This window comes from Thermoanaerobaculia bacterium (assembly GCA_018057705.1).
Lineage (GTDB): Bacteria > Acidobacteriota > Thermoanaerobaculia > Multivoradales > JAGPDF01 > JAGPDF01.
This window is the reverse complement of the sequence record JAGPDF010000042.1, coordinates 1-26,779: the sequence shown is the minus strand read 5'-3', so window position 1 is coordinate 26,779 and position 26,779 is coordinate 1. Positions and strand designations below refer to the sequence as shown.

Genomic DNA, 26,779 nt, shown 5'->3' with positions numbered 1-26,779 from the left:
CTGGCCTACCCCAGCAGCAGCTCGAAGTCGTCGCGGGTGAGGCCGGCGAGGGGGCGCTCGTCGCCGCCGAGGAGAGCGTCGGCGAGCTCGCGCTTTTCGGCCTGGAGCTCGAGGATCTTCTGCTCGACCGTGTCCTTGGCGATCAGGCGATACGCGAAGACCGGCAGGCGCTGGCCGATGCGGTGGGCGCGGTCGATCGCCTGCGCTTCGACCGCCGGGTTCCACCACGGGTCGAGGAGAAAGACGTACTCCGCGGCGGTCAGGTTCAACCCGAGGCCGCCGGCCTTCAAGCTGACGAGGAAAAGCGGGCAGGCGGGGTCCGTCTGGAAGCGCTCCACCCGCGCCTGCCGGTCGGTGGTCGCGCCGTCCAGGTACTCGTAGACCCAGCCCTTGGCGTCGAGCCGCTTCTTCAGGAGCGCCAGCAGGCTCGTGAACTGCGAGAAGACCAGCGCCTTGCTGCCCTCCTCGAGGATCTCCTCGAGACGCGGCAGGAGCGCTTCGAACTTGGCGCTCTCGTCGCTCTCGCGGCGCGGGTCGAGAAGTCCTGGGTGACAGGCGGCCTGGCGCAACCGCAGGAGCGCTTCGAGGACGTGGATCTTGCTCTTCGCCCAGCCCTGACGGGCGACCTTCGCGGCGAGGCTCCGGCGATAGTGATCGCGCAGCTCGTCGTAGAGCTTGCGCTGCGTCCCGTCGAGCTCGCAGAGCACCGTCTGCTCGGTCTTCGCCGGCAGCTCCGGCGCGACCTGCTGCTTGGTGCGCCGCAGCAGGAACGGCCGCAGGGCGATCGCCAGCCGCTCGCGGGTCTCCGGTGGAATCTTCCGGGCCACGCCGCTCGTGGCGCGGAAGTTCGAGAGCCGTCCGAGGAGCCCCGGATTCAGGAACTCGAAGAGGCTCCAGAGCTCGCCGAGGTGGTTCTCGACCGGCGTGCCGGTCGCGACCAGCCGATGCCGCGCCCGCAGGCGGCGCACGGCGCGCGCGCCGGCGGTGTTCGAATTCTTGATCGCCTGCGCTTCGTCGAGGATGCAGTAGTCGAACTCGATCGCCGCGAGCCGGTCGACGTCGCGCTTGAGCGTGCCGTAGGTGGTGAGGACGACGTCGAACTCCGCGAGAGTCGCCGGATCGCAGCGCCGTTCGGCGCCGTGGAGCTCGAGGATCGCGAGGCGCGGGGCGAAGCGCGCCGCCTCTTCGCGCCAGTTATAGAGCAGCGAACGCGGCACGACGATGAGCGATGGCATCCGACCCGCGACGGCTCGCGCGCCACTAGAACCAGCCGAGGCGACCGAGCCAGCCGAGCCAGCTGAGCCGGCGGACCCTGACGCCTGCCGGGAGCGGCGCGCCCGCCGGCCGGCGAGCAGGGCGAGAATCTGCACGGTCTTGCCGAGCCCCATGTCGTCGGCGAGGCAGCCGCCGAAGCCGAAGCGTTCGAGGAACAGCATCCAGCCGAGACCTTCACGCTGATAGCCGCGGAGCTCGCCGCGAAATCCCTTCGGCGGATCGACCGGTTCGATGCCGGAGAAGGCGGCGAGCTCGCGGCGCCAGCGCTCGAAGGGCGGGTCGGCTACGACCTCGGCGAGAGCGTCGCCCTGCAGCCAGGCGTCCACGAACATCGCCTGCGGCCGCGAGAGGCGCACCGTCGCCCCTTCGACCTCGCCGACATCTCCCATGAGGGCGTTGTTCACCAGCCAGGCCTCGGGCAGGAGTCCGTAGCTGCCGTCGCCGAGCTCGACCATGCCCTTGCCGGCCCGCATCGCCTGGAGGAGCTTCGGCAGCGGTACCCGCTCGTCGCCGAACTCGATGCCGCCTTCGAGCTCGAACCAGTCGAGGCCGCTCGAGAGGCTGAACGAGGCCTTTCCGGGAGACTTGAACGCCCGGCTCTCGGCTTCGACCTCCCAGCCCTCCAGGAGGAGCTGCCGCACGACATTGGGTACCGCCGCAGGGGAGAGCTCCAGGCGGGTCTCGCCCGCGCCGCGATAGGAGGGAATCGAACGCGCCCCGAGCGCGAACAGGCGGGCAGCGGCGGCGGCTTCGGCGCTGTCGTTTCGGCGCGTCCGGCGCCTCGCGACGAGATCGAGGATCCAGGTGCGAGCATCCCCGGCGTCGAGCCGCTCGTCGCCGTAGGCGAACGAGAGCTGGAGCCGCACGGCCCTGCGCTGGCCCCAGGGCTGCAGCGCCTCGGGCGCCGAGATCGAGAGCCGGGGGCGCGCCACGGCCTCCACTTCGGCGAGCGCGAGCTCGGGCGGCAACGCGAGCTCCGGCACCCGCGCCAGGCGATGCACCGCCTCGAGCCAGGCGTCGACCTCGTCCGCGGGCACGGTGAGACTGCCACCCGGAGCCGCGAGCGCCAGCCACTCCGGGGTTCCGCCGTCGTCGAACGGCGAGGCCCACGAGGCGGCGACGAGCGTCCCGCCGGGCAGGATCCAGAGCAGACGATCCTCAGGCTCGACCCGCCGCTCCCCTTGCCAGAGCTCGGAGGTGAGGCTGAAATCGGCTACGTCAGAATTCGCAGGGCCGGTGGAGGTCGCGGAGGAGGAGAAGGCGGCGTCGGACTCAGGGGACGCCGGGGACCCTGGGGACGCTGGGGACGCCGGGGCTTCGCGGGCGAGAGAGCTCCGCTCGAGGCGCAGACGCAGCCGCCACGCCTCCGGCCGCCAGGCGATCGCGGGCCCGAGCTGTCTCGCGCCGTCGGCGCCCACGATCTCGGCCCGCAGCCGCTCCGTCGCGCACAGGGCCGGAAACAGCGCCGCGACCTGAAACGGCTCGAGGTCGAAGGAGTGCGGCAGGAGCTCGCGCCGCCAGGAGTCGAAACCGCCACCATAGGTGTCGGCAGCCTGCACTCCGGCCAGAAGCCCGAGAATCTCCCGGTCGGCGATCTCCGGCAGCGCAGGGATGAGATGGCGTTCGATCCGCAGGTGCGTCCGCTTTCCCCACTCTCCGTCCTTGCCGGGAGAGCGCACCTCGCAGGTCAGCCGGAGGCAGCGACCGCCCGCGGTCGGCGGCCGGCGCAGTACGTAGAGAAGCTCGCGTGCCGAAGCGGCGGGTCCCTCGGCGGAAGGGTGGAGATGATGGCGGGTGAGCACGCCGATGCGGGCGAGCTCGGTCCGCCAGCTCTTCGCCGGGCGGACCGGACCCTCGCCGCTGGCCGCTGGCTCCGATGCCGCCGATGCCGCCGCTGGCTCCGATACCGCCGATGCCGGCAGGTGGGTGGAGGGCCTCGCGAGCCGCGAGAACGAATCCTCGCCGGTGGCGGAGGCATCCGCTCCGGGGCCTTCGCGATCGAAGTCGCCGGCGGCGAGCTCGAGGCTGGCATACCAATCGTCCTTGCGCGCCGGCCAGCTCTCGAGCCCCAGTCGCGAAGACACCGTCGCGACCACCGCCCAGATGTGCTTGCAGACTTCGACCTCGCGATCGAAGTAGGGGCAGCTGCAGGAGTAGTAGGCGCGGCCGTGACGCTGCCGGAGCTCGACCGTGTACAGGTACGTGCCGCGCACCTCCGCCGTGACGGAGCCCGCTTCGGCCCGCACGAGCCGGACCGTCTTGCGCGCGACATAGTCCTCTCCCCGCCTGCGGATCTCCGCCGGGACGAGGCGCTCCAGAGATTGTGGGACTCCGGTCATTCGAGGGTAGGAGAGGGCGGCATCGGCTACGTCGACGAGCGGAGGCGGTCCTCTTGGGCTTCGTCGAGCGACCGAAAACGATGAACGCCGCGCGTCGAAGGCCGCGCCTCGATCCCTCTGCCTGCCCGGCGAACGCGTCGCGCGAAATCGCTCAGCGCGAGAAAAGTGGCCACACTGGCTCGCGGACCCGCCTCGAGCTCCCGCCTCGCCTCGTCCAGATCCCGAAATCTCTTGACAGGCATTTCAGTTCTCGTCCAGCGAGAACCTGCGGCGGAGCTGCTCCGCATCGGCGCGATCGAGCTCGCGCGCGGTTCCTCGCTTCATACGAAAGAGCGTCAAGGGAGTCGCCACCCGCACCGGAACGCCATCGAAGTCCTTCACTTCCCACTCCAGATCGCGATAGTGGAACATCTCGCCGATTCGTACGAGGAGGTCGATCAGGAATTCGTGTGCCGGCGGTCCGTAACGCACGACGCCGTACTCTCCCGAGAGGTCCCGAGCCGTAATGCCGGCAATCTCCGGATCGTCAAAGACCGCGTTGAGCGCTGAGCGGACTCGCCCGGTGTTCTCCTCACCCGGCGCGACAAAGAGGTCGATATCCTCTGTCGTCCTGCCTAGCCCGTGCACGAGGAGCGCCAGACCTCCCACCAGGACGTACTCCACTCTCTCCCGGTTCAGGGCCTCGAACAGCTGGCGGAGAATCGCTGCATCCAGAGGCGCGAGCACACCCGAATGCTAGCACCCGGCGATCCGGGCTCGAGCGCTTCCAGTCGACGCGGCCGGCCTCAGATCTCGTAGGTCCGGCCCTGCTCGAGGAAGCCGATGTCGGAGTTGCCGAGAGCGGAGACTTCCCGCTGGATCTGTTCGATGCAGGGCGGCTTCAGGTGGTGCAGGAGGATGGGCACGCGGTGCTCGAGCTTCTTCAACTCGAGACCCACCGTCGCCGGCGTCAAGTGGCCCGAGACGTCGGCGATCCCCTGCATCGCGTTGTCGAAGCTGCAGTCGATCCAGATTCCGCGCAGGTTCTTCGCGCGGTTGGCGATCTCCCAGAGGCGCTGCGTCGGTCCGGTGTCGCTCGACCAGAGGAAGCTCGCGCCGTCGCTCTCGATGAGGAAACCGTAGGTCGGAACGACGTGGTTCACCGGGATCGGAGTGAGACGCACGCCGCCGCTGCCCCCGACCTCTCCGATGACGATCGGCACCTCGTCCTGCAGCTCGTGGAAGCGGATCACCGGCAGCAGATGGTTGGGGAGCCGGGTGAAGTCGGGCCAGGTGTCGTTGTTGAACAGGTGTCGGCGCAGCGCGTAGATCGTCGCCGGCGAGGCATAGATGTCCACCGCCTCGCGGAGCTTGCCGAAGACGTTCTCGATGAAGAAAGGCAACGACGACGTGTGATCCATGTGGGAATGAGTCAGCACGATCGAGTGCACGAGGCGCTGGCGCTCGATCGGCAGGCTCTGCGAGAGCGAGCCCGCATCGAGCGCGATCGAATCGTTGAGCAGCAGACAGGTCATGCGGCAGTCGATACTCTCACCGCCGTAACTTCCGAGAATCTCTACTTTCATCGCTTACCAGTCATTGTACTCTTGCTCGATTTTCTCCGACAAGGTACGAGCCAACAGCTCTCCCGCCTCGACGCGAAAGCGGCCGGCGGTGAAAAGACGCTCGAAAACCGAGACGACGGTCGAGCAGTGCTGAACGCCGGCATGCCTGACGATCTCCTGGGCGGCGATGTCGTACGCCAACGCCTGGCGGTAGGGGCGGCTGGTGGTCATGGCGTCGAACGTGTCCGCCACGGCGACGATTCGCGCCGCGAGCGGAATCGCCTCGCCCGCGAGGCCGTCGGGGTAACCGTGGCCATCGATCCTCTCGTGATGGCTGCGCACGATCGGCAGGATCCCGGCGAGCGATTCGATGCGCGACACGATCTCGGCGCCGTCCTCCGGGTGGCGGCGCATCGCCGCCGCTTCCTCGTCGTCGAGCTTCCCGGGCTTGAGCAGAACCTGGTCGGGAACACCGATCTTCCCGATGTCGTGCAGCGTCGCACCGAGCGCGAGGCCCTCGAGCGCCTCGGAGTCGAGGCCGAGCTCGCGCCCGAGCAGCAGCGAGTAAGCGACCACCCGGCGCAGATGCCCGCCGGTGTAGGGATCGCGCTTCTCGACGGCCTCGGCCAGCGCCGTCACGGTTTCGACGAACAGGCGCTGCTGCGCCGCGTAGAGACGGGCGTTCTCGAGCGCATGGGCGAGCGGGCCGGCGAAGAGCTGCATGCGGCGGACGTCGCCCGCGGAAAACGCCTCCTTGCCGACCGGATTGAGGAGCTGCAGGACGCCGATGACCTTGCCGCGAGCGGTGAGCGGCACCGCGAGAATCGCCCGGGTGTCGAACTGCTCGCTGGCGTCGCCGCGCCAGCGGGGGTCGCTCGCGACGTCGTTGATCGTCTCGACGCGCCCGCTGGCCGCCACGGCGCCGACGATTCCCTGCCCGATGGGGATGCGGAGATTCTCGATCTCCGGCGCGGCGCGCCCGCGAACGACACGGAAGAAGAGGTCGCCCGCCGCCTCGTCGACCTCCCAGATCGAGCTCGTCTCGGCCCGGCAGAACTCCTCGGCCTTGGTCAGAGCGAGAGAGAGCACGCGACGCAGGTCGAGCGTGGCGGCGAGCTCGAGACCGATCTCGAGCAGTGCCTCCTGCTCCCTGACGCGGCGCTCCAGATCGACCGAAGGTTCGGGACTCATCGATGCTCGCGCGCCCCGCCCTAGAAGCGCGTTCCGATCCAGAACTGGGTACCGAAGCTGTCGTCCAGGCTGTCCTTGAAGTCCCAGAGCTGCGCGAAGTCCCAGTTCAGGTCGATGCCCATGAGGTTGATGGTGACACCGAACCCGTAGGACGAGACTGCGTCCTGGAGACGGCCGTCCTCGCTGTTCCAGAAGTCGAAATCCTGACCGTAGACGTCGAACCACGCGCCTCCGACATCCAGGAAGACGCGGCCACGCACCCCGCGGAAGCTCACGAGCGGCGTCGCCAGGACGTCGATCAACGGGAAGCGGTACTCGATGTTGGTGTAGAAGACGCGATCCCCGACCATCGAACGGAAGTCGACGCCCCGCAGGTCGTCCAGGCCGCCGAAGTAGAGCGGGAGGACCTCGTTGCCGCCGGCGTACCCGGTGTAGAGGCGCAGCGCCAGGTTGCTGCGCTGACTGACGGCGAGGTACTGGCGCATCTCCAGCTCGTACTGGGTGTAGAGCGCTCCGCCGGCGTCCTGGTCGAAGGCGTAGACCGCGTCGAGGCGCCAGCGCCGGCCCGAGACCGGCCCGTGCTGGGTGAAGACCGCGCTGTCGCCGACCAGGGCTGCCGTGACGTAGGGATATTCGTCCTCGAAGTTCTGAATCTCGGGCACCGGGTTCCCGTTCTCGTCCGGGACGACCTGCCCGGTGAACAGGTCCGCCTTCTGGAAGATGTAGCCGGCGCCGGCCGACACCCGGTGATAGAGCGAGAACGGGTAGATGAACGAGCCCTGGGCGCCGGTCTGCTGAATCGCCTGCTGGCGCTCTTCGCGATCGAGGGGCGAGCCGGAGATGCCGCCGAGGACGTAGAAGTCGCGCCGGTCGAACGCCTGCACCGACCAGGTCCAGCGGTGCGAGAGGTCGAAGTAGGCGACGTCGAAATTCGAGAAGCTCGAGACCGAGCTGAAGTTGATGACCAGGCGCCGGTCGCCCAGATAGTCGCTGAGCGAAAGGTAGGTATAGCCGAGCAGGGTCTGGTCGTCGGTGACGCCGACCGATGCCCCGGCGTCCTCGACGAAGAGCTTGAAGCCCCGGTACTGCGAGCGGTTGGCCTCGTCGAGGGTCACCCGGATGTCGGGCTCGAACTGTTCGAGCGGCTGCGCCACCGTCGGCTCGGCCGGCGGAATCGCGATCGTGGCGTCGGCCACCGGCTTGTCGATGTCCACCAGGTAGAGGTCGAAGCCGCCGCGCCAGAAGCCGGCGTAGACCACCTGGTCGATTTCGCCCTGGCGCTTGAGCACGGTCGGCATCAGACAGCCGGTGACCGCGTTGGTGAGCTGCAGCGTCCGGCCGGTCGCGAGCTCCATGGCGTAGATGTTGTCGATGCCGGTGCGGTCCGAGGTGAAGACCAGCCAGGTGCCGTTCGAGCTGTAGATGGCGTCCTTGTCGGTCCAGTTGCCCTCGGTCAGGCGGTAGCGCTGGCTGCGGTTGGCGAGATCGACCCGGAACAGATGGCCGTCGTTCTCGCCGATCACGGAGGTGAACACGATCGAGGCGCCGTCGGGCGAAAAGACCGGGGCGCCGTCGTAGGTTTCGTCATCGGTGACGTTCGTCACCTCGCGAGTCTCGAGGTCGACCGTGTAGATGTCGAACCGGCCGGCCCGGTTGCCGGAAAACGCGACGGTCCGGCCGTCGGGGCTGAAGGCCGGGTTCATCTGCTGCTCGACCTCCATCTCGATCGTCTTCACGAGCTTGCGCTCGAGCACGTCGAAAATCATCAGGCTGCGGCCGCGCTCGCGCTTGGCGAAGGCGGCGACGTAGTTGCCGTCGGCCGAGAAGGAGATGTCGCGGCCCATGCGCGCGCCGATGGTCAGGAACTGCGCCCCCAGATACTCGTACTCGCCGGTATAGCCCTTCGTCAGGTTGGCGATCGGACGCCGCGTGCGAGTGTCGTACAGGACGATGTCGAGATCGCCGCGGGTGACGGCGAGCGCCGCCACCAGATCGCCGGACGGCGACGCTGCCGGCGAAAGGACCTGCTGGATCTCGCCCTTGTCGTCGCGGAACGGCCGTCCGAAATCGGAAGGCTCGCCGGTCTCGACCAGCTGCGGCAGGTACTTCTTGCGCAGCCAGCGGCGGAAGTCGAGGTCGAAATCCTCCGGATCGATCCGGAAGGAGCGCTCGACCGCGCGGTCGGCCCGGCCGCCGAACGTGTTGCGAAACTCGAACAGGAAGTCGCGGAACCCCTCCTTGCCCCAGCGCTCCTCGATGAAGTCGAAGGCAGCATGGCCGAAACGGTAGGCGAGGAACCCGGAGGTGCCGCGCTGCAGGATCGAGGGGATCGAGTCGTTCACCACCGCATCGCGCAGGTACATCTTGTCGGAGGTGGACTCGTCCTTCGCCATGTAGGAGGCCATTCCCTCCATGAACCACTGCGGAGCCCCGCCGCCGACCCCTCGCCCGACCTTGCCGGCGTAGAGGATGTCGTACTGGAAGATGTGGGTCAGCTCGTGGAGGATCAGGGCGAAGAGCTCGCCGTCCGGCAGGTCGATCGGCAGGACCATGCGGTTGCGCACCGGAGTCGCGAACGCGCCGACACCCTCCGGGATGAAGTTCAGAATGATGTTGTTCTGTTCGAACGCCGAATGCGTGAGGTAGAAGATCATCGGGATCGGATCCTGGATCTGATGATCGAACTCCCGCGTCAGCCGGTCGTAGGCACTCTCGGCGAGCGAGGCCACCTTCTCGAGCTGGTCGGCCTCGGACTCGTAGTAGAAAAAGGTGAAGTGCGGCGAAGAATAGAGCTTCCAGTCGAAGTCGCGATACTGGATCTTGTTCTTGCCGAACTGGGCCTCCGCGGCGGGGGCCAGGGCAAGGAAGAGCAGAGCGGCGAGAGCAGCGCCAGCGAGCCGGGCGAAGGCGCGGCCGGTGCGAGCAGCCGATCGATCCAGGCGGTCCAGATGAGCCAAAGGGAACTCCTTTCCGGTCAATCGGTCAACAGCGTGCGGCTGGTCTCGACGGTCTTCTGGGTGAAGATGTTGACGATGCGGTCCTCGAGCGAGGCCAGGTTCTCGAACATCCCCTTCAGGGGATCGGCGCCTTCACCCTCGAACTGCTTGAAGTCCTTGAAGTTGTCGAAAAAGATGCGCTCGCCGGTCTGGCCGTCGAAGACCATCATGGCGATGTCGTAGTCGAAGCCGGTGCGCTCGACCAGGACCTGTCGGTAGTAGACCCGACCATCGTAAGGCGAGACGTACTCTTCCGTGCGGTAGCCACTCTTGTCCTGGACGTCGAAGTCGAGGCTGCCGGCGACGATCAGATCGGCCTGGCTGCGTTCGCCCAGGGCGCGCCAGAATTCGACGTTGCGCGACAGCACATCGAGGTCGTAAGAGGGGTAGTCGACCGGGCCGCTCTCGAGGATCTTGAGCGAGGTCTCGCGCCGCAGGACCTTGACCAGGTAGCGCTCGAACTCGCGCTGCACGTTGAGCGAGGAGGCGCCCGGCGTCTCACCGGCGCCCTCACGCGTGACGACGATGAAGGGGGCCGGAGTGATCGTGCGCTTGCCGGCGAGATCGATGCGCGCCCGGACCGGAAGGCGGAGCTTGACCTCGACGGCGGCGGCGGCCGGTGCTTCGAACCCGAGCGTCCCGAGCGCGGCCGCGAGCAGCGTTGCCGAAAGCCAGAGCGGCATTTGGCGCCGGCGGGACCCGCGGGATCCGGTCACGCGCCACCTCCGGAGACCGGTTCGGCGGCCGGCGGCGGCGCGGCCGGGTCGGCGGCTGCGCCGGGTGCAGCATCGGACGTTGGGGACGTTGGGGACGTTGGGGACGGCGGGGATGCGGGGGCGTCCGTCGGGGGCGCCGGCGCTTCCTCCGGCACCGGCACGGGGGCCGGGGCCGTCGCGGGAGCCGTCGCCTTGCGGGGACGGTAGCCCTGGTAGAACTCGGCGAAACGGGAGTAGTTCTGCTTTACGGCCTTGTTCTCGGGCGCCAGCTGGAGCGCTTCGCGATAGGCCTCGAGCGCCTCCTCGAAGCGGCCGCCAGCCTCGTAGCAGATCGCCAGGTTGTTGAGGATCGAGACACTGCCGGGCGCGAGGAGTCGCGCCTGCTCGAACCGGAAGAGCGCCTCGCTCCACAGCCCGCGCTTGGCCATGTCGACCCCGAAAGCGAGCTGGGACTTGGCGTCCGGGGCGGACTTGGCGGCCGCACCGGGGGGACTCCAGACACTCCACATCAGGACCGACACTGTGACTGCGCTGCGCGCGACCTTGAGCCGGTTCATAAACCCCCTCTTGCTCGCCAGCCGGAAAGACCTCGTGCGGCAGGGGCCCGCAGCGTGCCTTGCCGACCGGTCGGCAGAATATACGACGCATTCCCGGAGTCCGGCTGTACCCCCCGGCATATCGGTCTCCGCATCTTTGCGGCACAACTGCCAGATGTGGACCTGGAATTTCGTCTTTACCAACTGCTCATGAACGGGATGCAAGGCCCAGACCGCCCCTCCGACCGCGCTCTCCTGGTCGCCCTCAACTCCTGCCCGGGACTTCCCCGGGCGGCGCTGTGCCGATTGGCGCAGGAGATCGACACCTGGCGGGACTGCATGCAGCCCGGCCGCGAGAGAGCCCTGGCCAGCCGATTCTCCATCTCCTTGGATTACGCCCGGGCCGCCATCCAGGGAGTCGCAGGAGCGAAGGCGACACTCCTTGCGGAGGAACAGGCGGCCGAGCGCCTCGGAGCGCGGCTCGTGACCCGGCTCGAAACGGACTATCCCACCCGGCTCGCCGACCTCGCATTGCCGCCGCCGGTTCTTGCCATCGCCGGCTCGGGCGCGGCCCTCTTCGAGCATCCGGGCGCTCGGGCCACCCTGCCCGCAGCCGAGGCCGCCCTGTCGGGCCCCACCTCGAGCTTCCCGGCAGTCGCCATCGTCGGCTCGCGGAAGGCCTCGCCCTACGGTCTCGAAGTCGCCTCCTGGCTGGCCAGGGAGCTCGCCCGACAGGGGGTCGTCGTGGTCTCCGGTTTCGCCAGGGGGATCGATGCCGCCGCCCATCAGGGCGCTCTCGCCGCCGAGCACGGTCTGACGATCGGCGTCCTCGGCTGTGGGCTCTCCTGCGACTACCCCAAGGGACACCGCGAGCTGGGGCAGCGCATCCGCGGCCGCGGCGCCCTGATCAGCGAGTTCCCCTGCGCTCTCGGCCCGACGGCGGGAAACTTCCCCATTCGCAACCGGATCATCGCCGCCCTGGCCGGAATCACGGTGGTGGTCGAAGCGGCGGCGCATTCGGGCTCGCTGATCACCGCACGGCTCGCCCTCGAGCTCGGGCGGGAAGTCCTGGCCGTCCCTGGGCGGATCACCGACGAGCAGGCCCTGGGGACGAACGACCTCCTGCGCGACGGCGCCGCGCCGGTCACCCACCCGGCGGACATCCTGGAGCGCCTCGGCCTGCCCACCGGGGAAGCTCGCGGTGCGAGCCCGGAGGGCACGGTGCTGGCCCCGCCGAGCCTGCCGCCGGCGCAGTCCGCACTGCTCCAGGCGCTCGATCCGACGCGCGACCTCGCCATCGACCAGCTGGCGGCGAACGCCGATCTCGGTATCGATGTGGCGGTCGGGGCGCTGCTCGAGCTGGAGCTCGCCGGCTGGGCGATCCGGTCCGCCGTGGGCGGCTACCGCCGGGGGTCCCCTTGACGGCTGTGGTAGCCTCCGCCCCTTCGAAAAGCTGCCGGAAGGCCCCCCAAGCCGGCCGGCTCGTTTCGCAAGCCCCGGGAGGCATCCCGCGGCTCCGGCACCCTCCGGCGCGGAATTTTCGCCGCGCCGCCTTCCTTATCGGACTCCCGTGGCCAAAAACCTGATCATCGTCGAAAGCCCCGCCAAGACGCGCACCCTGAAGAAGTTCCTCGGGCGCGACTGGGCCGTCGAAGCTTCCGTCGGACACATTCGCGACCTGCCCAAGAAGGACATGGGGCTGGGACCCGGATTCGAACCGACCTACGCCGTCCTCGCCACCAAGAAGGACGTCGTCAAAAAACTGAAGGAAGCGGCGAAGAAGGCCAAGCAGATCTACCTCGCCCCCGACCCGGACCGCGAAGGCGAGGCGATCGCCTGGCACATCGCCGAGGTTCTGGGCGACGTCGAGGGGGAGATGCACCGCGTCACCTTCAACGAGATCACCAAGAGCGCGGTCATGAAGGCGCTCGAGAACAAGTCCAAGATCGACTACAACCGGGTCGACGCCCAGCAGGCCCGGCGCGTCATCGACCGGTTGATGGGCTTCAAGCTGTCGCCGCTGCTCTGGGACAAGCTGAAGCGGGGCCTGTCCGCCGGCCGGGTGCAGTCGGTGGCGCTCAAGATGGTCTGCGAGCGCCAGGCCGAGATCGATGCCTTCAATCCGGAGGAATACTGGATCGTCGGCGGGCGCTTCGCTGCCAAGACGCCGCCGGAGTTCACGGCCCGCCTGCACCAGATCTCGGGCAAGAAGGCCAGGGTCGGCGACGGGACGCAGGCCGCCGCCATCGAGAAGGACCTCCTGGCGGGCAAGTTCAAGGTCGCCGCGATCGAGCGCAAGGAGTCGAAGCAGCGCCCCTCGGCCCCCTTCATCACCAGCCGTCTGCAGCAGGAGGCGGCCCGGAAGTTCAGCTACTCGGTGAAGCGCACGATGGGCATCGCCCAGGGTCTCTATGAAGGCAAGGAGATCGGCGACCGTGGCCAGATCGGTCTCATCACCTACATGCGTACCGATTCGACGCGGGTGGCGGCGGAGGCGATCGACGCCGTGCGCGAGACGATCGCCGCGACCTACGGCGCCGACAAGTTGCCGGCGAAACCGAACGTCTACGCCTCGAAGAAGGGCGCCCAGGATGCCCACGAAGCGATCCGCCCGACCTATCTCGACCTGCCCCCCGAGGCGGTCGCGCCCTACCTCGAGCCCGACGACTTCAAGCTCTATCGCCTGATCTGGGAGCGCTTCATCGCCAGCCAGATGCTGCCGGCGGTCTTCGACGTCACCCAGGTCGACATCGAGAACGGCATCTACACCCTGCGCGCCGCGGGCAAGGTCATGAAGAGCCCGGGCTTCCTCGCCGTCTACCAGGAGGCCAAGGAGGAGGCCGCGGAGCGCCGCGCCGCGCAAAAGGGCGACGTCGACGACGAGGACGAGTCCGATGGGCTCCTGCCGGCCCTCAAGGAAGGCGAGACGCTGAGGCTGGTCAAGCTCGACAAGGAGCAGAAGTTCACCCAGCCGCCGGCGCAGTTCAGCGAGGCGACGCTGGTCAAGGCGCTCGAGGAGAACGGGATCGGCCGGCCTTCGACCTACGCCGCGATCCTCTCGACGCTGACCACGCGCGACTACGCCGAAAAGCTCGAGGGCCGATTCAACCCGCTGGCGCTCGGCAAGATGGTCAACAGCATGCTGCAACAGGGCTTCGCCGACATCCTGAACGAAGGCTACACCGCCCAGCTCGAGGAGGAGCTCGACCGCATCGAGGAGGGCAAGATGCCCTGGAAGCAGGCGGTCGAGGAGTTCGACAGCCGCTTCTCGAAGGACCTCGCGACCGCCACCGACAAGATGCCGAACGTCAAGCGCGACGGCGTGCCGGTCGAAGAGAAGTGCCCCAAGTGCGGCTCGGATCTGGTGATGCGCTTCGGCCGCTACGGCGCCTTCCTCGGCTGCAGCACCTACCGCAACGAGCCGCCCTGCGACTACACGCGCGACCTGAACGCCGGCGCCGAAGGCGGAGCCGCAACGTCGGCGGAGCCATCCGATACCCTGCCGTGCGAGAAGTGCGGCAAGCCCATGGCGATGCGCCGCAGCCGCTTCGGCACCTTCTTGGGCTGCACCGGCTACCCGGAGTGCAAGAACATCCGCAAGACCGGGCCGCCGCCGGCGCCACCGAAGGACACCGGCGTCGCGTGTCCCGAGTGCAAGCAGGGCACGATCCAGGAGAAGAAGTCGCGCCGCGGCAAGATCTTCTACTCCTGCAGCCGCTACCCCGACTGCAAGTTCGCGCTCTGGAACCCGCCAGTCGCCCAACCCTGCCCAAAGTGCGCCTACGCCCTCCTCACCTTGAAGACCACCAAACGCCGCGGCACCGAGCTCGTCTGCCCCAACGAGGAGTGCGACTACACGGCACCCTACGAGGCCCCGGAAAGCCCCGGCGCCACCGAGTAGGTAACACCTTGTAGGGTGCGTAGGGCGCAGCGAAACGCATCGAGGGCGTACCACCCTCTCCACCCCCCGAAGGAAGGTCAGATCGGATGACCCACTGACGCTTGGTTGACTTAGCTCACCTTGTTGGTCACAATTTCAGAATGAAGACCGTGAGCGTCCATGAGGCGAAGACGCACCTCTCCAAGCTATTGGATCGGGCGCACGCCGGCGAAGAGGTCATCATCTCCAAAAGCGGCCGGCCGCACGCCCGCCTCTGCCCGCTGCAGGCACCGGCGCGCCGCCAGCCCGGCCTCCTCCACGGAAAGGTCGCCGAGGATCTGTTCGCTCCTCTCCCGGAAGAGGAGCTTGCGGCATGGGAAAGTTGAGATTCCTGCTCGACACTCACGCCCTGCTCTGGTGGCTTTTCGACGACCCGAGGCTCTCGCCGGCGGCGCGCGAGGTCGTCGCCGAACCACAGAACGAGATCCTCGTCTCCGCCGCCTCGGCCTGGGAGATCGCGACCAAGTACCGCCTCGGAAAGCTCGCGGTCGCGAGCGAGCTCGTCCAGGATATCGACGGCTGGGTACGACGCGCCGGCTTCGCCGCCCTGCCGGTCGCGATCGAGCATGCGCAACGAGCGGGCGCCTGGCCTCATCCCCACCGCGACCCCTTCGATCGCATGCTCGCGGCGCAGAGCACGCTCGAGGAGCTGCCGCTCGTCACCCGAGACCCGGCGTTCGAGAGCTTCGGCATCCGCGTCTTCTGGTGATCTCCCGCCGTCCTGTCACGGCCTCACGGCTTCAGGACGCTTGGCAATCCTGCTTCTCTCGCCGCCGCTCGATCCTCGCCCGGGTGCGGGCGAGCCGCCCTGAGATCGTCTGGTCGTAGAGCCGCTCGAGGCACTCCGTCAGGCGCACCTCCAGAGCGAGGCGCGGCACGATGATCATCCGGCTGACCGCCGAAAGCTCGTCGATCAGGCGCATGGAGCCCGGATCGAGCATGGCGACCTCGAGGGTGCGGCCGTTCCTGGCGAGCGGCACGGCGCGGGCGACCAGGGCAGCGCGCGCCGGCAGCAGGGTCGCGTTCGATTGCGGCACGGCGGCGAGCGTCGCGCCATCGACGGTCGCAGCATGGAGCTGTGCGCCGAGCGCCGCGAGAAGCGTCGCCTCGTCCATCAGGCCGGTGTCGAGCAGGCAGGTGCCGAGGCGGCCGCCCTCGTTCGCCTGCCGGCTGAGGGCAATCTCGACTTCGGCGCCCGAGAGGAGGCCGAAGAACCGCAGGGTCTCGCCCAGCTTCGGGCGCGTGAGGAAGTTCGGCATGGCGAGCGCGGCGTCCATCGGAGATCTCCCCGGGCGGCAGAGGTGTCCCGCCCTTACCTCTACAGGCGGAAACGGGGCTGTCCAGGGGTCACGGCAGCTACAATGCGGGCCATGCCCTCCCCGCTCGCTCCCGTCCATATCGTCGGTGGAGGACTCGCCGGCAGCGAGTGCGCCTTTCAGCTCGCTTCGCGCGGGGTGCCCGTGGTGCTGCACGAGATGCGACCGGTGCGCGAGACGCCGGCGCACAAGAGCGGCGACTTCGCCGAGCTGGTGTGCTCGAACTCCCTGCGCAGCGACGACCCGGAGCATGCCGCCGGGCTCTTGAAGCGCGAGATGGAGCTCTTCGGCTCGCTGGTGATCGGGACCGCGCGTGAATGCGCGGTCCCAGCCGGCAGCGCCCTCGCGGTCGATCGTGACCGCTTCGCGGCCGCCGTTTCGGCGAAGCTCGAAGCCCTCGAGGGACTCGAGATCCGGCGCGAAGAGGTCACCGATCTCGCCGCACTGACGGCGGAGCACGACACCGTCCTCGCCACCGGACCGCTCACCTCGCCGGCGCTCGCCGCCGAGCTGGGCGAGCTCCTGGGGAGCGACTACCTCTACTTCTACGACGCCATCGCGCCGATCGTCGACGGCGAGTCGCTCGACATGACGCAGCTCTTCTGGATGTCGCGCTACGGCAAAGGCAACGGCGACGACTACCTCAACTCGGGGCTCGACAAGGCGCAGTATGCCGCCTTCTACCAGGCGATCCTCGACGCCGAGGTGCTGCCGCTCCACGACTTCGAGAAGGCGCTCTTCTTCGAGGGTTGCCTGCCGATCGAGGAGCTCGCGCGGCGCGGCGAAGCCACGCTCCGGTTCGGGCCGATGAAGCCCGTGGGCCTGCGCGGCCTCGACGGCAACCGGCCCTGGGCGGTGATGCAGCTGCGCCAGGAGAACCTCACCAAGAGCCATTTCAACCTGGTCGGCTTCCAGTCGCGGATGAAGTGGCCCGACCAGCAGCGCGTCTTTCGCATGCTGCCCGGGCTCGCGAACGCCGAGTTCGTCCGCCTCGGCCAGATCCACCGCAACACCTTCATCAACTCGCCCAGCCACCTGACGGCCGACTACCGGGTAAAGAAGTCGCCCCGGCTGCGCCTCGCCGGCCAGATCACCGGCGTCGAGGGCTACCTCGAGTCGGCGGCCACCGGACTCGCGGTGGCGCTCTATCTCGTGCTCGAGCGCCGGGCGGGCGAGGACGGTGCGCCACCCCCCTCTTTTCCGGCGACCACAGCGCTCGGCGCGCTCGCGCGCCATCTGACCGAGTCCGATCCCAAGCACTTCCAGCCCGCCAACATCCACTACGGGCTGTTCACGCCCGTCGAGCCGCTGCCGAAGAAGGACGAACGCCGCGGCGTCTATGCCCGGCGGGCGCTCGCCGCGCTCGGCGAGTGGAAGGCGCAGTGCGGGCTCTGATCGTCCGCTTCCTCGCTCATCTCGAAGGCGAACGCGCCCTCTCGCCGCACACGGTCCGCGCCTACGAAGGCGACCTCTTGCGCTTCGTCGAGTTCCTCTCGGTCGACTACTGGAACCAGCCTCCCGAGGCGATCGACCTCGCCGCCATCGACGTCGTCGCCGTGCGCTCCTACCTCGCCGCGCTCGCCAAGGACCATGGGCGGCGCAGCCAGGGGCGCGCCCTCTCCGCCCTGCGGACCTTCTTCCGCTGGGCCTGCCGGGTCGGGGAAGCCGCCGCGAACCCGGCGCAGCGGGTGCGCACCCCGAAGGCGCCGCAGCTCCTGCCCCGCCACTTGCGACCGGGCGAGATCGAGGCCCTGCTCGCAGCCCCGGCCGGGGAGGAACCCATGGCGCAGCGGGATCGCGCCGTCCTCGAGCTGCTCTACGCCACCGGCCTGCGTGTCGCCGAGCTGGTCGGACTCGACTGGCGCGACGTCGAGCTCAAGGAGCGCGTGCTCCGCACCCTCGGCAAGGGGGGAAAGGAGCGCATGGTGCCGTTCGGGCGTCCCGCGCAGGCGGCGCTACGCGCCTGGCGCGGCGGCTGGACGGCGCTGCGCGAGCGCGCCCTCGCCGGTCGCCGCGCGCCAGCCTCCGAGGAGCCCCTGTTCGTGAACCTGCGCGGCGAGCGCCTCACCGACCGCTCGGTGCGCCGCATCCTCGACCGCTACGTCGATGCGACCGCCACCGCGAGCGGCGTCCATCCGCACACCCTCCGCCATACCTTCGCCACCCACCTTCTCGAGTGCGGCGCCGACCTCAGGGCCATTCAGGAGTTGCTCGGCCACAGCTCGCTGTCGACGACCCAGCGCTACACCCACGTCGACATCGAGCGCCTGCAGGCGGTCTACCGCGACGCCCACCCACGCGCCCGCGCGCAGGGCGGGCCGGGTCCGGAGACGACCGCAACCCCCGCCGACAGCGCCCCCGCCGACATCTCCCCCGCGAGCGCGCAGAAGGCCTGATGGACATCGCGCTCGTCACCTGCGCCGAGCTTCCCGAGCTCTTCCCCGACGACCGGCCGCTCGCCCGGGCGCTCGGAGCCGCCGGGCTCGACGTCGGGATCGTCTGTTGGGACGATCCGGATTTCGACTGGGGGTCGACGCGGGTCGCCCTGCTGCGGTCGCCCTGGGACTACTTTCACCGCGCGGCGGAGTTTCTCGCCTGGGCGGAGCGCGCCGCCGCGGCGACGCTGTTGGTCAACCCGCTGCCGACGGTGCGCTGGAACCTGCACAAGGGGTACCTCGTGGAGCTCGCAGCGCGGGGTCTGCCGGTCGTTCCGACGGCACTCCTGCCACGCTCCATGGATTGCGCAGCCGGAACCCTCTCCCGGCTTCTCGCCTCCCGGGGCTGGGGTGACGCTGTCCTCAAGCCGGCCATCTCCGCCGACTCCTGGGAGACGATCGTCGTGCGCGCCGATGACAAGGAGGCCGGCGAGGCACACCTCGCGCGCCTGCTGCCCGCGCGCGACATGCTCGTGCAGCCGTTCCTGAGGTCGGTCGAGACCCATGGCGAACGCTCCCTCGTCCACATCGACGGCCAGTTCAGCCACGCCGTGCGCAAGAACGCACTTACTCTCGGCGGACGCCGGGCCGGCGTACCCGAGGGCATTCCGGTCGCTGCGGCGCCCGACGAGCTCGCCGCGGCGCGGCGCATCCTCACCGCCGCCCGGGAGGCGACCGGCACTCCGGAGGCCCTCTACGCGCGTGTCGACCTCGCCCGCGACGACGCCGGCGACCCACTCCTGCTCGAGCTCGAGCTGGCGGAGCCGACGCTCTTCCTCGAGGGCGCCCCGGCCGCGATCCGGCGTCTCGTGGCTTCGATCACGGCGCTTCCGGCGCTCACGACCCTCGCGGGCCGCTCCTGCGGGCACGCCCAGCCCGTACCTCCGCGGCGGACGGAATGCGAGTAGGCTAGAACCGGAGTCGACAGGAGCTCCCGGGATGCACGAAACGAGGCCACCGTCCGCAGGCGCGCCGCCGGCGACCGCCGCCGGGGCCGAGCCTGCGGCCGACGCGCACTACCGTGTCGCCTTCGACAACAGCCACGAAGCGATCCTCGTCCTTCAGGACGGCCGGATCACGGTGGCGAACCGCGCAGCCGCCCGCATCTCCGCGAGCGCCATCGACCAGCTCATCGGAGCCTCCTTCCTCGACTTCGTCCACCCTGCGGACCAGAGCGTCGTCCAGGAGCTCTACCTGCGCCGCCTCGCCGGCGACACGGGCGAACGGAGCACGGTGACGAAGATCGTCCGCCCGGGCGGAGACATTCTCGTGCTCGAAGTGCACTCCATGCCGGTGCGGTGGCACGACCGGCCGGCGGTGCTCGCCTTCCTCGGCGACGTCACCGACCGCGAGCAGGTGCGGAGCGACGCCCAGGAGATGAGCCGGCGTCTGGCGCGGATCGCCGAGGTCGCGCCCTATTTTCTCTTCATCTACGACTACGACCTCGGACGCGACATCTACATCAACCGCTCGGTGCCGGCAGCGCTCGGCTACTCCCCTGCCGAGGCCGCGGCTCTCGGTCCCTACCCGTTCGCGAAGCTCTGTCATCCCGACGACGTGGCGGCGGCGCTCGATCGCGATACGCGCTGGCAGGGCTTCGTCGACGGCAGCTCCCTGACGGTCGACTTCCGCCTGCGGCACAGGAACGGCGAGTGGCGCTGGTTCCGGTCGCACAACACGCCGTTCCTGCGCGACGACGAAGGGCGCATCCGCCAGATCCTCGGCATGACCCAGGACATCACCGAAAGCAAGCGCAGCGAGGAGCTCCTGCGGCGCACCGAGCGTCTGGAGAGTCTCGGGCTCCTCGCCGGCGGCATCGCGCACGACTTCTCGAACCTGCTGACGCCGATCGTCGGCAACGTCGAGTTGCTGCTCGACCGGCTGCCTGCGGATTCGCCGCTTCGCGACCGGGCGCTCGCCATCAGCGCGGCGGCCGACCGGGCCACGGAGCTGGCACGCCAGCTTCTGGTCTACGCCGGCCGGGGCGAGATCGAGCCGCGGGCGATCGACCTCAACGCCCTGGTGGAGGACGTGATCCACCTGCTGCGGGCGCTGGCGACCCTCTCCACCGCCACCCGCCTCGATCTCGCGCCGCGCCTGCCGCCGATCCGCGGGGATTCGAGCCAACTCCGCCAGGTCATCCTGAACCTGCTCTCGAACGCGCACGACGCCATCGCCACCATCGCCGCCATGCCGACGAGCGCCGCCGGCGCGGGCGCCGGGCAGGGTCAGGAGCCCGGGCGGGTGCTGGTCCGGACGCGGAGGGTCGAGCTCCGACCCGGCGACCTCGGGTCGCTCCTGCTCGGAGACGGCATGACGCCCGGCCCTGCCGTGCTCCTCGAGGTGATCGACAACGGCTCCGGCATGGAAGTCGCGACGATGGAGCGCATCTGGGAACCGTTCTTCACCACCAAGGAGCGCGGACGCGGGCTCGGCCTGCCCTCCGTTCTCGGGATCCTCCGCGCTCATCGCGCCGCCGTCGCCCTCGAGTCGCGTCCGCGAGCCGGTACCCATATCCGCGTCTACTTCGCCGAAGCTCCGCCAGCGCAGGTCTGAGCATCGTCCGCCGCACGTCGTCCGGTCCGCGTCGTCCGGTTGATACAATGACCGTCCGATGCCCCGAATGCGCGCGACGACGGTCCTCCTGGTGCGACGCGATGGCCGCGTGGCGATGGCGTCCGACGGTCAGGTGACCCTCGGCAACGCCGTGATGAAGTCCGGCGCCGCGAAGGTCAAGCGTGCCGGGAAGGGGGGCCGGGTGCTGGTCGGCTTCGCCGGCGGCGCCGCCGACGGTCTGGCGCTCTTCACCCGGTTCGAGACCAAGCTCGAGGAGTTCAACCAGAACCTCGAACGCGCCGTGGTCGAGCTCGCCAAGGACTGGCGGACCGACCGCGTCCTGCGCCAGCTCGAGGCGGTGATGATCGTCGCCGACGCCGAGAAGAGCTTCCTCGTCTCGGGCACGGGCGACCTGCTGCAGCCCGACGAAGACGGCCTGCTGGGCATCGGCTCCGGCGGCAACTTCGCCCTCGCGGCAGGCCGGGCTCTTCTGCGCCACACGGCACTCTCCGCGAACGAGGTCGCCCGCGAGGCGATGCGAATCGCGGCCGAGCTCTGCATCTACACCAACGACCGCCTGACCCTGGAAGAGCTGTGACCGCCTCACCGCCGGACGGCCCGCGCGCTTCCGCCGATCGGCCGGAGCTCGCGCTCGACAATCTGACCCCGCGCCAGATCGTCGCAGAGCTCGACAAGTACGTCGTCGGCCAGCGCGCCGCCAAGCGTTCGGTGGCGATCGCCCTGCGCAACCGCTGGCGGCGCCAGCAGTTGCCGCGCGAAGTCGGCGACGACATCGTGCCCAAGAACATCCTGATGATCGGGCCGACCGGCGTCGGCAAGACCGAGATCGCCCGCCGCCTCGCAAAGCTTGCCAAGGCGCCGTTCCTCAAAGTGGAGGCCTCCAAGTTCACCGAGGTCGGCTATGTCGGCCGCGACTGCGAATCGATCGTGCGCGACCTCACCGAGATCGGCGTCGCGATCGTCCGCGAAGAGCGTCGCGAAACCGTCGCGGCGACCGCCGCCGAACGCGCCGAAGAGCGCCTGCTCGACCTGCTCCTGCCACCGGGGCCTCCCTCCGGCGCGACCACGCTCGCGACATTGGGCACCTCGCCGCCAACGGTTCCGGCCCCTGCCGCGGGCGTGACGGGCGCCCCGCCCGCCGCGGGCACCGGCGCGGCGGCAGCGCACCCCGAGGACGCCCACTCGACGCGCGAGAAGCTGCGCGAGAAGCTGCGCTCGGGCGCCCTCGACGGGCGCATCGTCGAGATCGAGGTGGAGGACGGCAGTGCCCCGTCGCTCGAGATGTTCACGCCCCAGGGCGTCGAAGAGATCGGCATCAATCTCAAGGAGATGATGCCCGGCCTCTTCTCGCGGCGGCGACGGCAGAAGGCCACGGTCGCCGAGGCCCGCGAAGCGTTGATCGCCGAGGAGGCCGAGAAGCTGATCGATCGTCAGCAGCTGGCGCGCGAGGCGCGCACCCGGGTCGAGCAGACCGGCATCGTCTTCCTCGACGAGATCGACAAGATCGCCGGGCGCGAAGGCTCGAGCCACGGCCCCGACATCTCCAGGGAGGGCGTGCAGCGCGACCTCCTGCCGGTCGTCGAAGGTACGACGGTGGCGACCAAGTACGGGCCGGTGAAGACCGACCACATTCTCTTCATCGCCGCCGGGGCGTTCCACGTCTCGAAGCCCTCCGACCTGATCCCCGAGCTCCAGGGCCGCTTTCCGATCCGGGTCGAGCTCGAGCCGCTCACCGAGGCCGATTTCATCCGCATCCTCACCGAGCCCGAGACGGCCCTCACCAAGCAGTACACCGCGCTCCTGGGGGCCGAGGGGCTGACGATCCGCTTCCAGGAAGACGCGATCGTCGAGCTCGCGCGCATCGCCGTCGAGGTCAACCGTTCGACCGAGAACATCGGTGCCCGGCGGCTCGCCACGGTGATCGAACGGCTGCTCGAGGAGGTCTCCTTCGAAGCCCCGGACATGGCCGGAGTGGTGCTCGACATCGACGCCGCATTCGTTCGCAGAATTCTCGATGACATCGTCCAGAATCAGGATCTCAGCCGCTATGTCCTCTAGCCGACCGGTTCGCCTCTCGACGCGCGCCCTGGGCGCGCTCCTTCTGGGCGCCCTCTTCCTGCCCGTCCTCGCCTGCGGCAAGAAGGGCGATCCGATGCCGGCGCCGCGCACGATTCCGCAGGCCGCGAGCGACCTCAAGGTTCGCCAGCGCGGCCTCGAGGTCGTGGCGGAGTTCGCCTACCCGAAGTCGACCGTCGCCGGCCTGCCGTTGCCGGGCATCGACGCGGTGACGCTCTTCGCGCTCGACCGGCCGGTCGCCTCGGCGGTCGCTGCCGTTCCTGCGACCCCTGCGACTCCTGCACCCTCTGGGACCCCTGCGACCCCTGCGCCCCCCCCGGTCACCGCGTCACCAGCGCCGCCCCCGGGCGCCCCGGGCGCTGCCTTCGTCCTGGTGATGCCCGATCCGCGCGAGTTCGCGCTGGCAGCCAAGCCGTTCCTCGCGCTCTCCGGAGCGGAGCTCGCGAGCGCCATCTCCGGCGACCGGATCACGTTGCGTTTCCGCCTCCCCGAGCCGCTCGCGACCGACATGCCGGCGCGCATCTTCAGCGTCCGCACTCACGCCACCGGCGGCGAGACCTCCGACTGGTCGAATCTCGCCGGGCTCGTGCCGCGTCTGCCGCCGTCGCCGCCCGCGGACTTCCTCGCCGTCGCCAGCCGCAACGGCGTCGAGCTCTCGTGGACCGCGGCGCCGGCCGGTGGCCCCGGTGTTGCCGGAACCGGCGCCATCGCCGGCTACAACGTCTACCGGCGGGACGCTGCGCGCACTTCCTACGGCGCACCGATCGCTACGCTCGACGCCACCGTCGCCACCATGGCGGACACCGGTGTCGTCTACGGCCGGCGCTACATCTACGCCTTGACAGCGATCGGCACCCGGGAGCCGCTGTCGGAGAGCGCGCTCTCGGCCGAACGCGAGATCGACCACCAGGACCGCTTCGCTCCTCTGCCGCCGGCGGAGCTCTCGGCGCTGGGCAGCGTCGGTGAGGTCCGCCTGGTCTGGTCGGCGAGCCCCGATCCCGACGTCGCCGGCTACGTCATCGAGCGCGCCGAGCCGGATGCCGACTTTCACCGCGTGAATGCCGAACCGGTCGCCGCTCTCGAGTTCACCGACCGCGGTCTGTCGTCCGGCTTCACCTTCCGGTTCCGGGTGGCTGCCATCGACAAGTCGGGGAACCTCGGCCCTCCGGGCGCCGCGGTCGCGACCCGCGTGCCGTGAGCCCGGTCTACAAGGTCTCCGGCGGCGGCAACGACTTTCTGGCGCTCGCCGCGCCGGAACGCGAGCCGTCCGCCGACGAGATCCGTTCTTGGTGCGCGCGCGGCCTGTCGTTCGGGGCCGACGGCCTCTTCACTCTGCAGCGGGTCGCCGCCGTACCGCCCGCGGGAGCGGCCCCTCCGCCGAGCAGCGCCCCGCTCCCGGCCGACGCCGACCTTCCGGGCGATGTCCGGATGCGCTACTGGAACGCGGACGGCCTCCCCGCGGCGCTCTGCATCAACGGCACTCGCTGCGCCGCGCGGCTGGCGCTCCATCTCGGCTGGGCGAAGGACAGATTCCGCATCACGACCGATGCCGGCACTTTCGCGGCGCGCGCCGTCGCCCCGACCGAGATCGCGCTCCAGCTACCGGCACCCGAGAACGTGCCGCGCAGGCGCATCCTGGAGGTCGCCGGGCGGGCTCACGAAGGGTGGTTCGTCACCGTCGGGGTACCCCACTTCGTGCTGGTCTGGCCCGAGTCGCTCGCCAACGCTCCGGTCGCCGAACTGGGGGGAGCCCTCCGCGCCCATCCTGAGTTCGCGCCAGGCGGAACCAACGTCGATTTCGTCCGTTTTCCGACCTCGAACCGGATGGAGATCCGCAGCTTCGAACGTGGTGTCGAGGCGGAGACCCTCGCCTGCGGCACCGGCGTCCTGGCGGCGACCGCCGTCGGCCTCCTGCTCAACCTCGCGCGGCTCCCGCTCTCCGCGAGCACGCTCGGCGGTTTCACGCTCACCGTGGACGGCCAGACGGTCGACTCCGCGCTGCGCAACTGGTCGCTCGCCGGCGACGCCCGCATCCTCGGCAGCGTCGAGCTGACCCCCGAGGCCGGCCTGCCGCCGCCGCCCGCTCCCCGCTGGTCGGCCTGAGTCGCGCCCAGCGCGGCGCCGGTTCCGCGATCTCCCATTTGCTAAGCTCGCCGGCCTCATGACGCGCGAATTCCTGCCGGTCGAAGAACAGATGGAGGTGCTCCGCCGCGGTGCCGTCGACCTCGTCTCGGAGGCCGATCTGGCGCGCAAGCTGGAGCGATCGCGGAAGACCGGGAAGCCGCTCGCGGTGAAGACCGGCTTCGATCCCTCCTCCCCCGACCTCCATCTCGGCCATACGGTGCTGCTGCGCAAGATGCGGCATTTCCAGCAGCTCGGCCACCGGGTGATCTTCCTCATCGGCGACTTCACCGGCATGATCGGCGACCCGACGGGCAAGAAGGCGACCCGCCCGCAGCTCACGCGCGAGCAGGTGCTGGCGAACGCCGAGACCTACAAGCGCCAGGTCTTCAAGGTGCTCGACCGTGAGGCGACCGTCATCCGCTACAACGGCGAGTGGCTGACGCCGCTGGGAGCCGAGGGGATGATTCGCCTCGCCGGCAAGTGGACGCTGGCGCGGATGATGGAGCGCGACGACTTCCGCACCCGTTTCCGCGAGCAGCAGCCGATTTCGCTCCACGAGCTGCTCTACCCGCTCGTGCAGGCGAAAGACTCGGTCGAGATGGCGAAGATCCCCGACCTCGGCTGCGACGTCGAGTTGGGCGGTCACGACCAGATCTTCAACCTGCTGGTCGGCCGGGACCTCATGAAGGAGGAGGGACTCGAGCCCCAGGTCTGCCTGACGGTGCCGCTCCTCGTCGGCCTCGACGGCCACGAGAAGATGTCGAAGTCGCTCGGCAACGCGATCGCGGTCGAGGACACGCCGAAGGAGATCTACGGCAAGACGCTGTCGATCCCCGACACCCTGATGTGGGACTGGCTCCTTCTGCTCACCGACCTGCCGAAGTCCGACATCGACGCCAAGAAGAGCGCCGTCGCCGCGGGCGCCCTGCACCCCAAGCTCGTCAAGCAGGAGCTCGCCCGCCGCCTGGTCGCCGACTTCCACGGCGAGGCGGCGGCCACCGAAGCCGAGGCTGAGTTCGAGCGCGTCTTCGCCGGCGGCGGCGCGCCGGATGAAGTCCCGGAGTTTGTTTTTGTCTCGGATTCCGGAACGCTTTCGGCAGCCGGTTCAGAAGGCTCGGTAAAGGTTGGGAGCCTGCTGGTGGAGCAACTGGTCGGCGCGGGCGTCGTGGCGTCCAAGAATGAGGCACGGCGCCTGGTCGAGCAAGGCGCCGTGGCGGTCGACGGGGAACGCGTGAGCGATGCTCACCTCGCCCTCGCGGCGCGCCCCGAACCCTACCTGGTCAAGGTCGGCAAGCGGAGATTCGTCAAGCTGCAGATTCACTGAACGTCATCGCAAGGGGTGTCCTGCCGCGGCCGTTCGGGCCGGCGGGGGGCTGAGATCAGACCCTTGGAACCTGAACCGGTTCAGACCGGCGGAGGGAATGCGACATGAACCAGCCTTCCACGAACAGTTTCGGCATCGCCCTGCCGCGCGCCCCCTGGGTCGCGCGCCGCACCGGGGACGCCACCCCGACGCAGCTCTTCTACGCCCGCCAGGGCGTCATCACCGAGGAGATGCACTTCATCGCCGCGAAGGAGCGCATCGACCCCGAGTCGATCCGTTCGGAGGTCGCCCGCGGACGCGCCATCATTCCGGCCAACATCCGCCACACCGAGCTCGAGCCGATGGTCATCGGCAAAGCCTTCAAGACCAAGATCAACGCCAACATCGGCA

22 protein-coding genes and 1 riboswitch are annotated in these 26,779 nt (G+C 69.3%); of the genes, 14 read left to right on the top strand and 8 right to left on the bottom strand.

What is annotated here, in order from left to right; translation table 11 throughout:
- Positions 1–5 precede the first annotated feature (5 nt).
- The 7 genes from KBI44_13585 to KBI44_13555 form a co-directional block, all read right to left on the bottom strand.
- Positions 6–3,614 carry a DEAD/DEAH box helicase gene (locus tag KBI44_13585; GenBank protein ID MBP9145513.1) on the bottom strand — a complete coding sequence of 1,203 codons (3,609 nt, stop codon included), beginning with the start codon at positions 3,612–3,614 and terminating at the stop codon, positions 6–8.
- Between the two features lie 243 nt (positions 3,615–3,857).
- On the bottom strand, positions 3,858–4,340 hold the full coding sequence (locus tag KBI44_13580) for a nucleotidyl transferase AbiEii/AbiGii toxin family protein (GenBank protein ID MBP9145512.1): 483 nt from the start codon (positions 4,338–4,340) through the stop codon (positions 3,858–3,860).
- Positions 4,341–4,399: 59 nt separating this feature from the next.
- A complete protein-coding gene (locus tag KBI44_13575) occupies positions 4,400–5,179 on the bottom strand; it encodes a 3',5'-cyclic-nucleotide phosphodiesterase (protein MBP9145511.1) in 780 nt (259 codons plus the stop codon).
- A 3-nt stretch (positions 5,180–5,182) separates the two neighbouring features.
- Positions 5,183–6,349: a GAF domain-containing protein gene (locus tag KBI44_13570; GenBank protein MBP9145510.1), complete on the bottom strand. Its 1,167-nt coding sequence runs from the start codon at positions 6,347–6,349 to the stop codon at positions 5,183–5,185.
- A gap of 20 nt (positions 6,350–6,369) precedes the next feature.
- Positions 6,370–9,306: a PD40 domain-containing protein gene (locus KBI44_13565; GenBank protein MBP9145509.1), complete on the bottom strand. Its 2,937-nt coding sequence runs from the start codon at positions 9,304–9,306 to the stop codon at positions 6,370–6,372.
- 17 nt (positions 9,307–9,323) lie between these two features.
- On the bottom strand, positions 9,324–10,061 hold the full coding sequence (locus tag KBI44_13560) for a hypothetical protein (GenBank protein MBP9145508.1): 738 nt from the start codon (positions 10,059–10,061) through the stop codon (positions 9,324–9,326).
- Positions 10,058–10,618, bottom strand: a complete 561-nt coding sequence (locus KBI44_13555; protein MBP9145507.1) for a tetratricopeptide repeat protein — start codon at positions 10,616–10,618, stop codon at positions 10,058–10,060. Before KBI44_13555 ends, KBI44_13560 begins: the two co-directional genes overlap by 4 nt.
- A 189-nt stretch (positions 10,619–10,807) precedes the next feature.
- On the opposite strand from KBI44_13555, the gene dprA reads away from it, so the two are divergent.
- The 4 genes from dprA (at position 10,808) to KBI44_13535 (ending at position 15,246) form a co-directional block, all read left to right on the top strand.
- Positions 10,808–12,019, top strand: coding sequence for a DNA-processing protein DprA (gene dprA, locus KBI44_13550; GenBank protein ID MBP9145506.1), 1,212 nt, complete (start codon positions 10,808–10,810; stop codon positions 12,017–12,019).
- Between the two features lie 148 nt (positions 12,020–12,167).
- Entirely contained in the window at positions 12,168–14,498 is a 2,331-nt protein-coding gene (gene topA / locus KBI44_13545) for a type I DNA topoisomerase (GenBank protein ID MBP9145505.1), read from the top strand.
- Positions 14,499–14,638: 140 nt separating this feature from the next.
- The gene (locus KBI44_13540) at positions 14,639–14,863 is read left to right on the top strand and encodes a type II toxin-antitoxin system Phd/YefM family antitoxin (GenBank protein ID MBP9145504.1); all 225 of its coding nucleotides are present in this window, start codon (positions 14,639–14,641) and stop codon (positions 14,861–14,863) included.
- A complete protein-coding gene (locus tag KBI44_13535) occupies positions 14,860–15,246 on the top strand; it encodes a type II toxin-antitoxin system VapC family toxin (protein ID MBP9145503.1) in 387 nt (128 codons plus the stop codon). The genes KBI44_13540 and KBI44_13535 overlap by 4 nt, the downstream gene beginning before the upstream one ends.
- Before the next feature lie 31 nt (positions 15,247–15,277).
- On the opposite strand, the gene KBI44_13530 is transcribed toward KBI44_13535, so the two are convergent.
- Positions 15,278–15,814: a hypothetical protein gene (locus KBI44_13530; protein MBP9145502.1), complete on the bottom strand. Its 537-nt coding sequence runs from the start codon at positions 15,812–15,814 to the stop codon at positions 15,278–15,280.
- 93 nt (positions 15,815–15,907) lie between these two features.
- On the opposite strand from KBI44_13530, the gene trmFO reads away from it, so the two are divergent.
- The 10 genes from trmFO to KBI44_13480 all read left to right on the top strand — a co-directional run.
- The gene (gene trmFO / locus KBI44_13525; GenBank protein ID MBP9145501.1) at positions 15,908–17,248 is read left to right on the top strand and encodes a methylenetetrahydrofolate--tRNA-(uracil(54)-C(5))-methyltransferase (FADH(2)-oxidizing) TrmFO; all 1,341 of its coding nucleotides are present in this window, start codon (positions 15,908–15,910) and stop codon (positions 17,246–17,248) included.
- On the top strand, positions 17,236–18,249 hold the full coding sequence (xerC, locus tag KBI44_13520; GenBank protein ID MBP9145500.1) for a tyrosine recombinase XerC: 1,014 nt from the start codon (positions 17,236–17,238) through the stop codon (positions 18,247–18,249). Before trmFO ends, xerC begins: the two co-directional genes overlap by 13 nt.
- Positions 18,249–19,196: a hypothetical protein gene (locus KBI44_13515; GenBank protein MBP9145499.1), complete on the top strand. Its 948-nt coding sequence runs from the start codon at positions 18,249–18,251 to the stop codon at positions 19,194–19,196. Before xerC ends, KBI44_13515 begins: the two co-directional genes overlap by 1 nt.
- 31 nt (positions 19,197–19,227) lie before the next feature.
- The gene (locus KBI44_13510; GenBank protein MBP9145498.1) at positions 19,228–20,844 is read left to right on the top strand and encodes a PAS domain S-box protein; all 1,617 of its coding nucleotides are present in this window, start codon (positions 19,228–19,230) and stop codon (positions 20,842–20,844) included.
- A gap of 58 nt (positions 20,845–20,902) precedes the next feature.
- Positions 20,903–21,442 carry an ATP-dependent protease subunit HslV gene (hslV, locus tag KBI44_13505; GenBank protein MBP9145497.1) on the top strand — a complete coding sequence of 180 codons (540 nt, stop codon included), beginning with the start codon at positions 20,903–20,905 and terminating at the stop codon, positions 21,440–21,442.
- Positions 21,439–22,923, top strand: a complete 1,485-nt coding sequence (gene hslU / locus KBI44_13500; GenBank protein ID MBP9145496.1) for an ATP-dependent protease ATPase subunit HslU — start codon at positions 21,439–21,441, stop codon at positions 22,921–22,923. The genes hslV and hslU overlap by 4 nt, the downstream gene beginning before the upstream one ends.
- Entirely contained in the window at positions 22,913–24,139 is a 1,227-nt protein-coding gene (locus tag KBI44_13495; protein ID MBP9145495.1) for a fibronectin type III domain-containing protein, read from the top strand. Before hslU ends, KBI44_13495 begins: the two co-directional genes overlap by 11 nt.
- Positions 24,136–25,044, top strand: a complete 909-nt coding sequence (dapF, locus tag KBI44_13490) for a diaminopimelate epimerase (GenBank protein ID MBP9145494.1) — start codon at positions 24,136–24,138, stop codon at positions 25,042–25,044. Before KBI44_13495 ends, dapF begins: the two co-directional genes overlap by 4 nt.
- Before the next feature lie 73 nt (positions 25,045–25,117).
- The gene (locus tag KBI44_13485; GenBank protein MBP9145493.1) at positions 25,118–26,389 is read left to right on the top strand and encodes a tyrosine--tRNA ligase; all 1,272 of its coding nucleotides are present in this window, start codon (positions 25,118–25,120) and stop codon (positions 26,387–26,389) included.
- Between the two features lies 1 nt (position 26,390).
- A riboswitch (TPP riboswitch) is annotated at positions 26,391–26,504 on the top strand.
- Positions 26,494–26,779 (top strand): phosphomethylpyrimidine synthase ThiC (locus KBI44_13480; GenBank protein MBP9145492.1); only part of this gene is annotated, 286 nt, incomplete at its 3' end. It overlaps the preceding riboswitch by 11 nt.

Excerpts from the sequence above, each read along its gene's own strand:
- dprA (MBP9145506.1), top strand. The coding sequence starts at position 10,808 with ATGAACGGGATGCAAGGCCCAGACCGCCCCTCCGACCGCGCTCTCCTG.
- KBI44_13585 (MBP9145513.1), bottom strand. The coding sequence starts at position 3,614 with ATGACCGGAGTCCCACAATCTCTGGAGCGCCTCGTCCCGGCGGAGATC.
- hslV (MBP9145497.1), top strand. The coding sequence starts at position 20,903 with ATGCCCCGAATGCGCGCGACGACGGTCCTCCTGGTGCGACGCGATGGC.
- KBI44_13515 (MBP9145499.1), top strand. The coding sequence starts at position 18,249 with ATGGACATCGCGCTCGTCACCTGCGCCGAGCTTCCCGAGCTCTTCCCC.
- KBI44_13530 (MBP9145502.1), bottom strand. The coding sequence starts at position 15,814 with ATGGACGCCGCGCTCGCCATGCCGAACTTCCTCACGCGCCCGAAGCTG.
- KBI44_13495 (MBP9145495.1), top strand. The coding sequence starts at position 22,913 with ATGTCCTCTAGCCGACCGGTTCGCCTCTCGACGCGCGCCCTGGGCGCG.
- KBI44_13510 (MBP9145498.1), top strand. The coding sequence starts at position 19,228 with ATGCACGAAACGAGGCCACCGTCCGCAGGCGCGCCGCCGGCGACCGCC.
- KBI44_13555 (MBP9145507.1), bottom strand. The coding sequence starts at position 10,618 with ATGAACCGGCTCAAGGTCGCGCGCAGCGCAGTCACAGTGTCGGTCCTG.
- KBI44_13570 (MBP9145510.1), bottom strand. The coding sequence starts at position 6,349 with ATGAGTCCCGAACCTTCGGTCGATCTGGAGCGCCGCGTCAGGGAGCAG.
- KBI44_13575 (MBP9145511.1), bottom strand. The coding sequence starts at position 5,179 with ATGAAAGTAGAGATTCTCGGAAGTTACGGCGGTGAGAGTATCGACTGC.
- KBI44_13540 (MBP9145504.1), top strand. The coding sequence starts at position 14,639 with ATGAAGACCGTGAGCGTCCATGAGGCGAAGACGCACCTCTCCAAGCTA.
- trmFO (MBP9145501.1), top strand. The coding sequence starts at position 15,908 with ATGCCCTCCCCGCTCGCTCCCGTCCATATCGTCGGTGGAGGACTCGCC.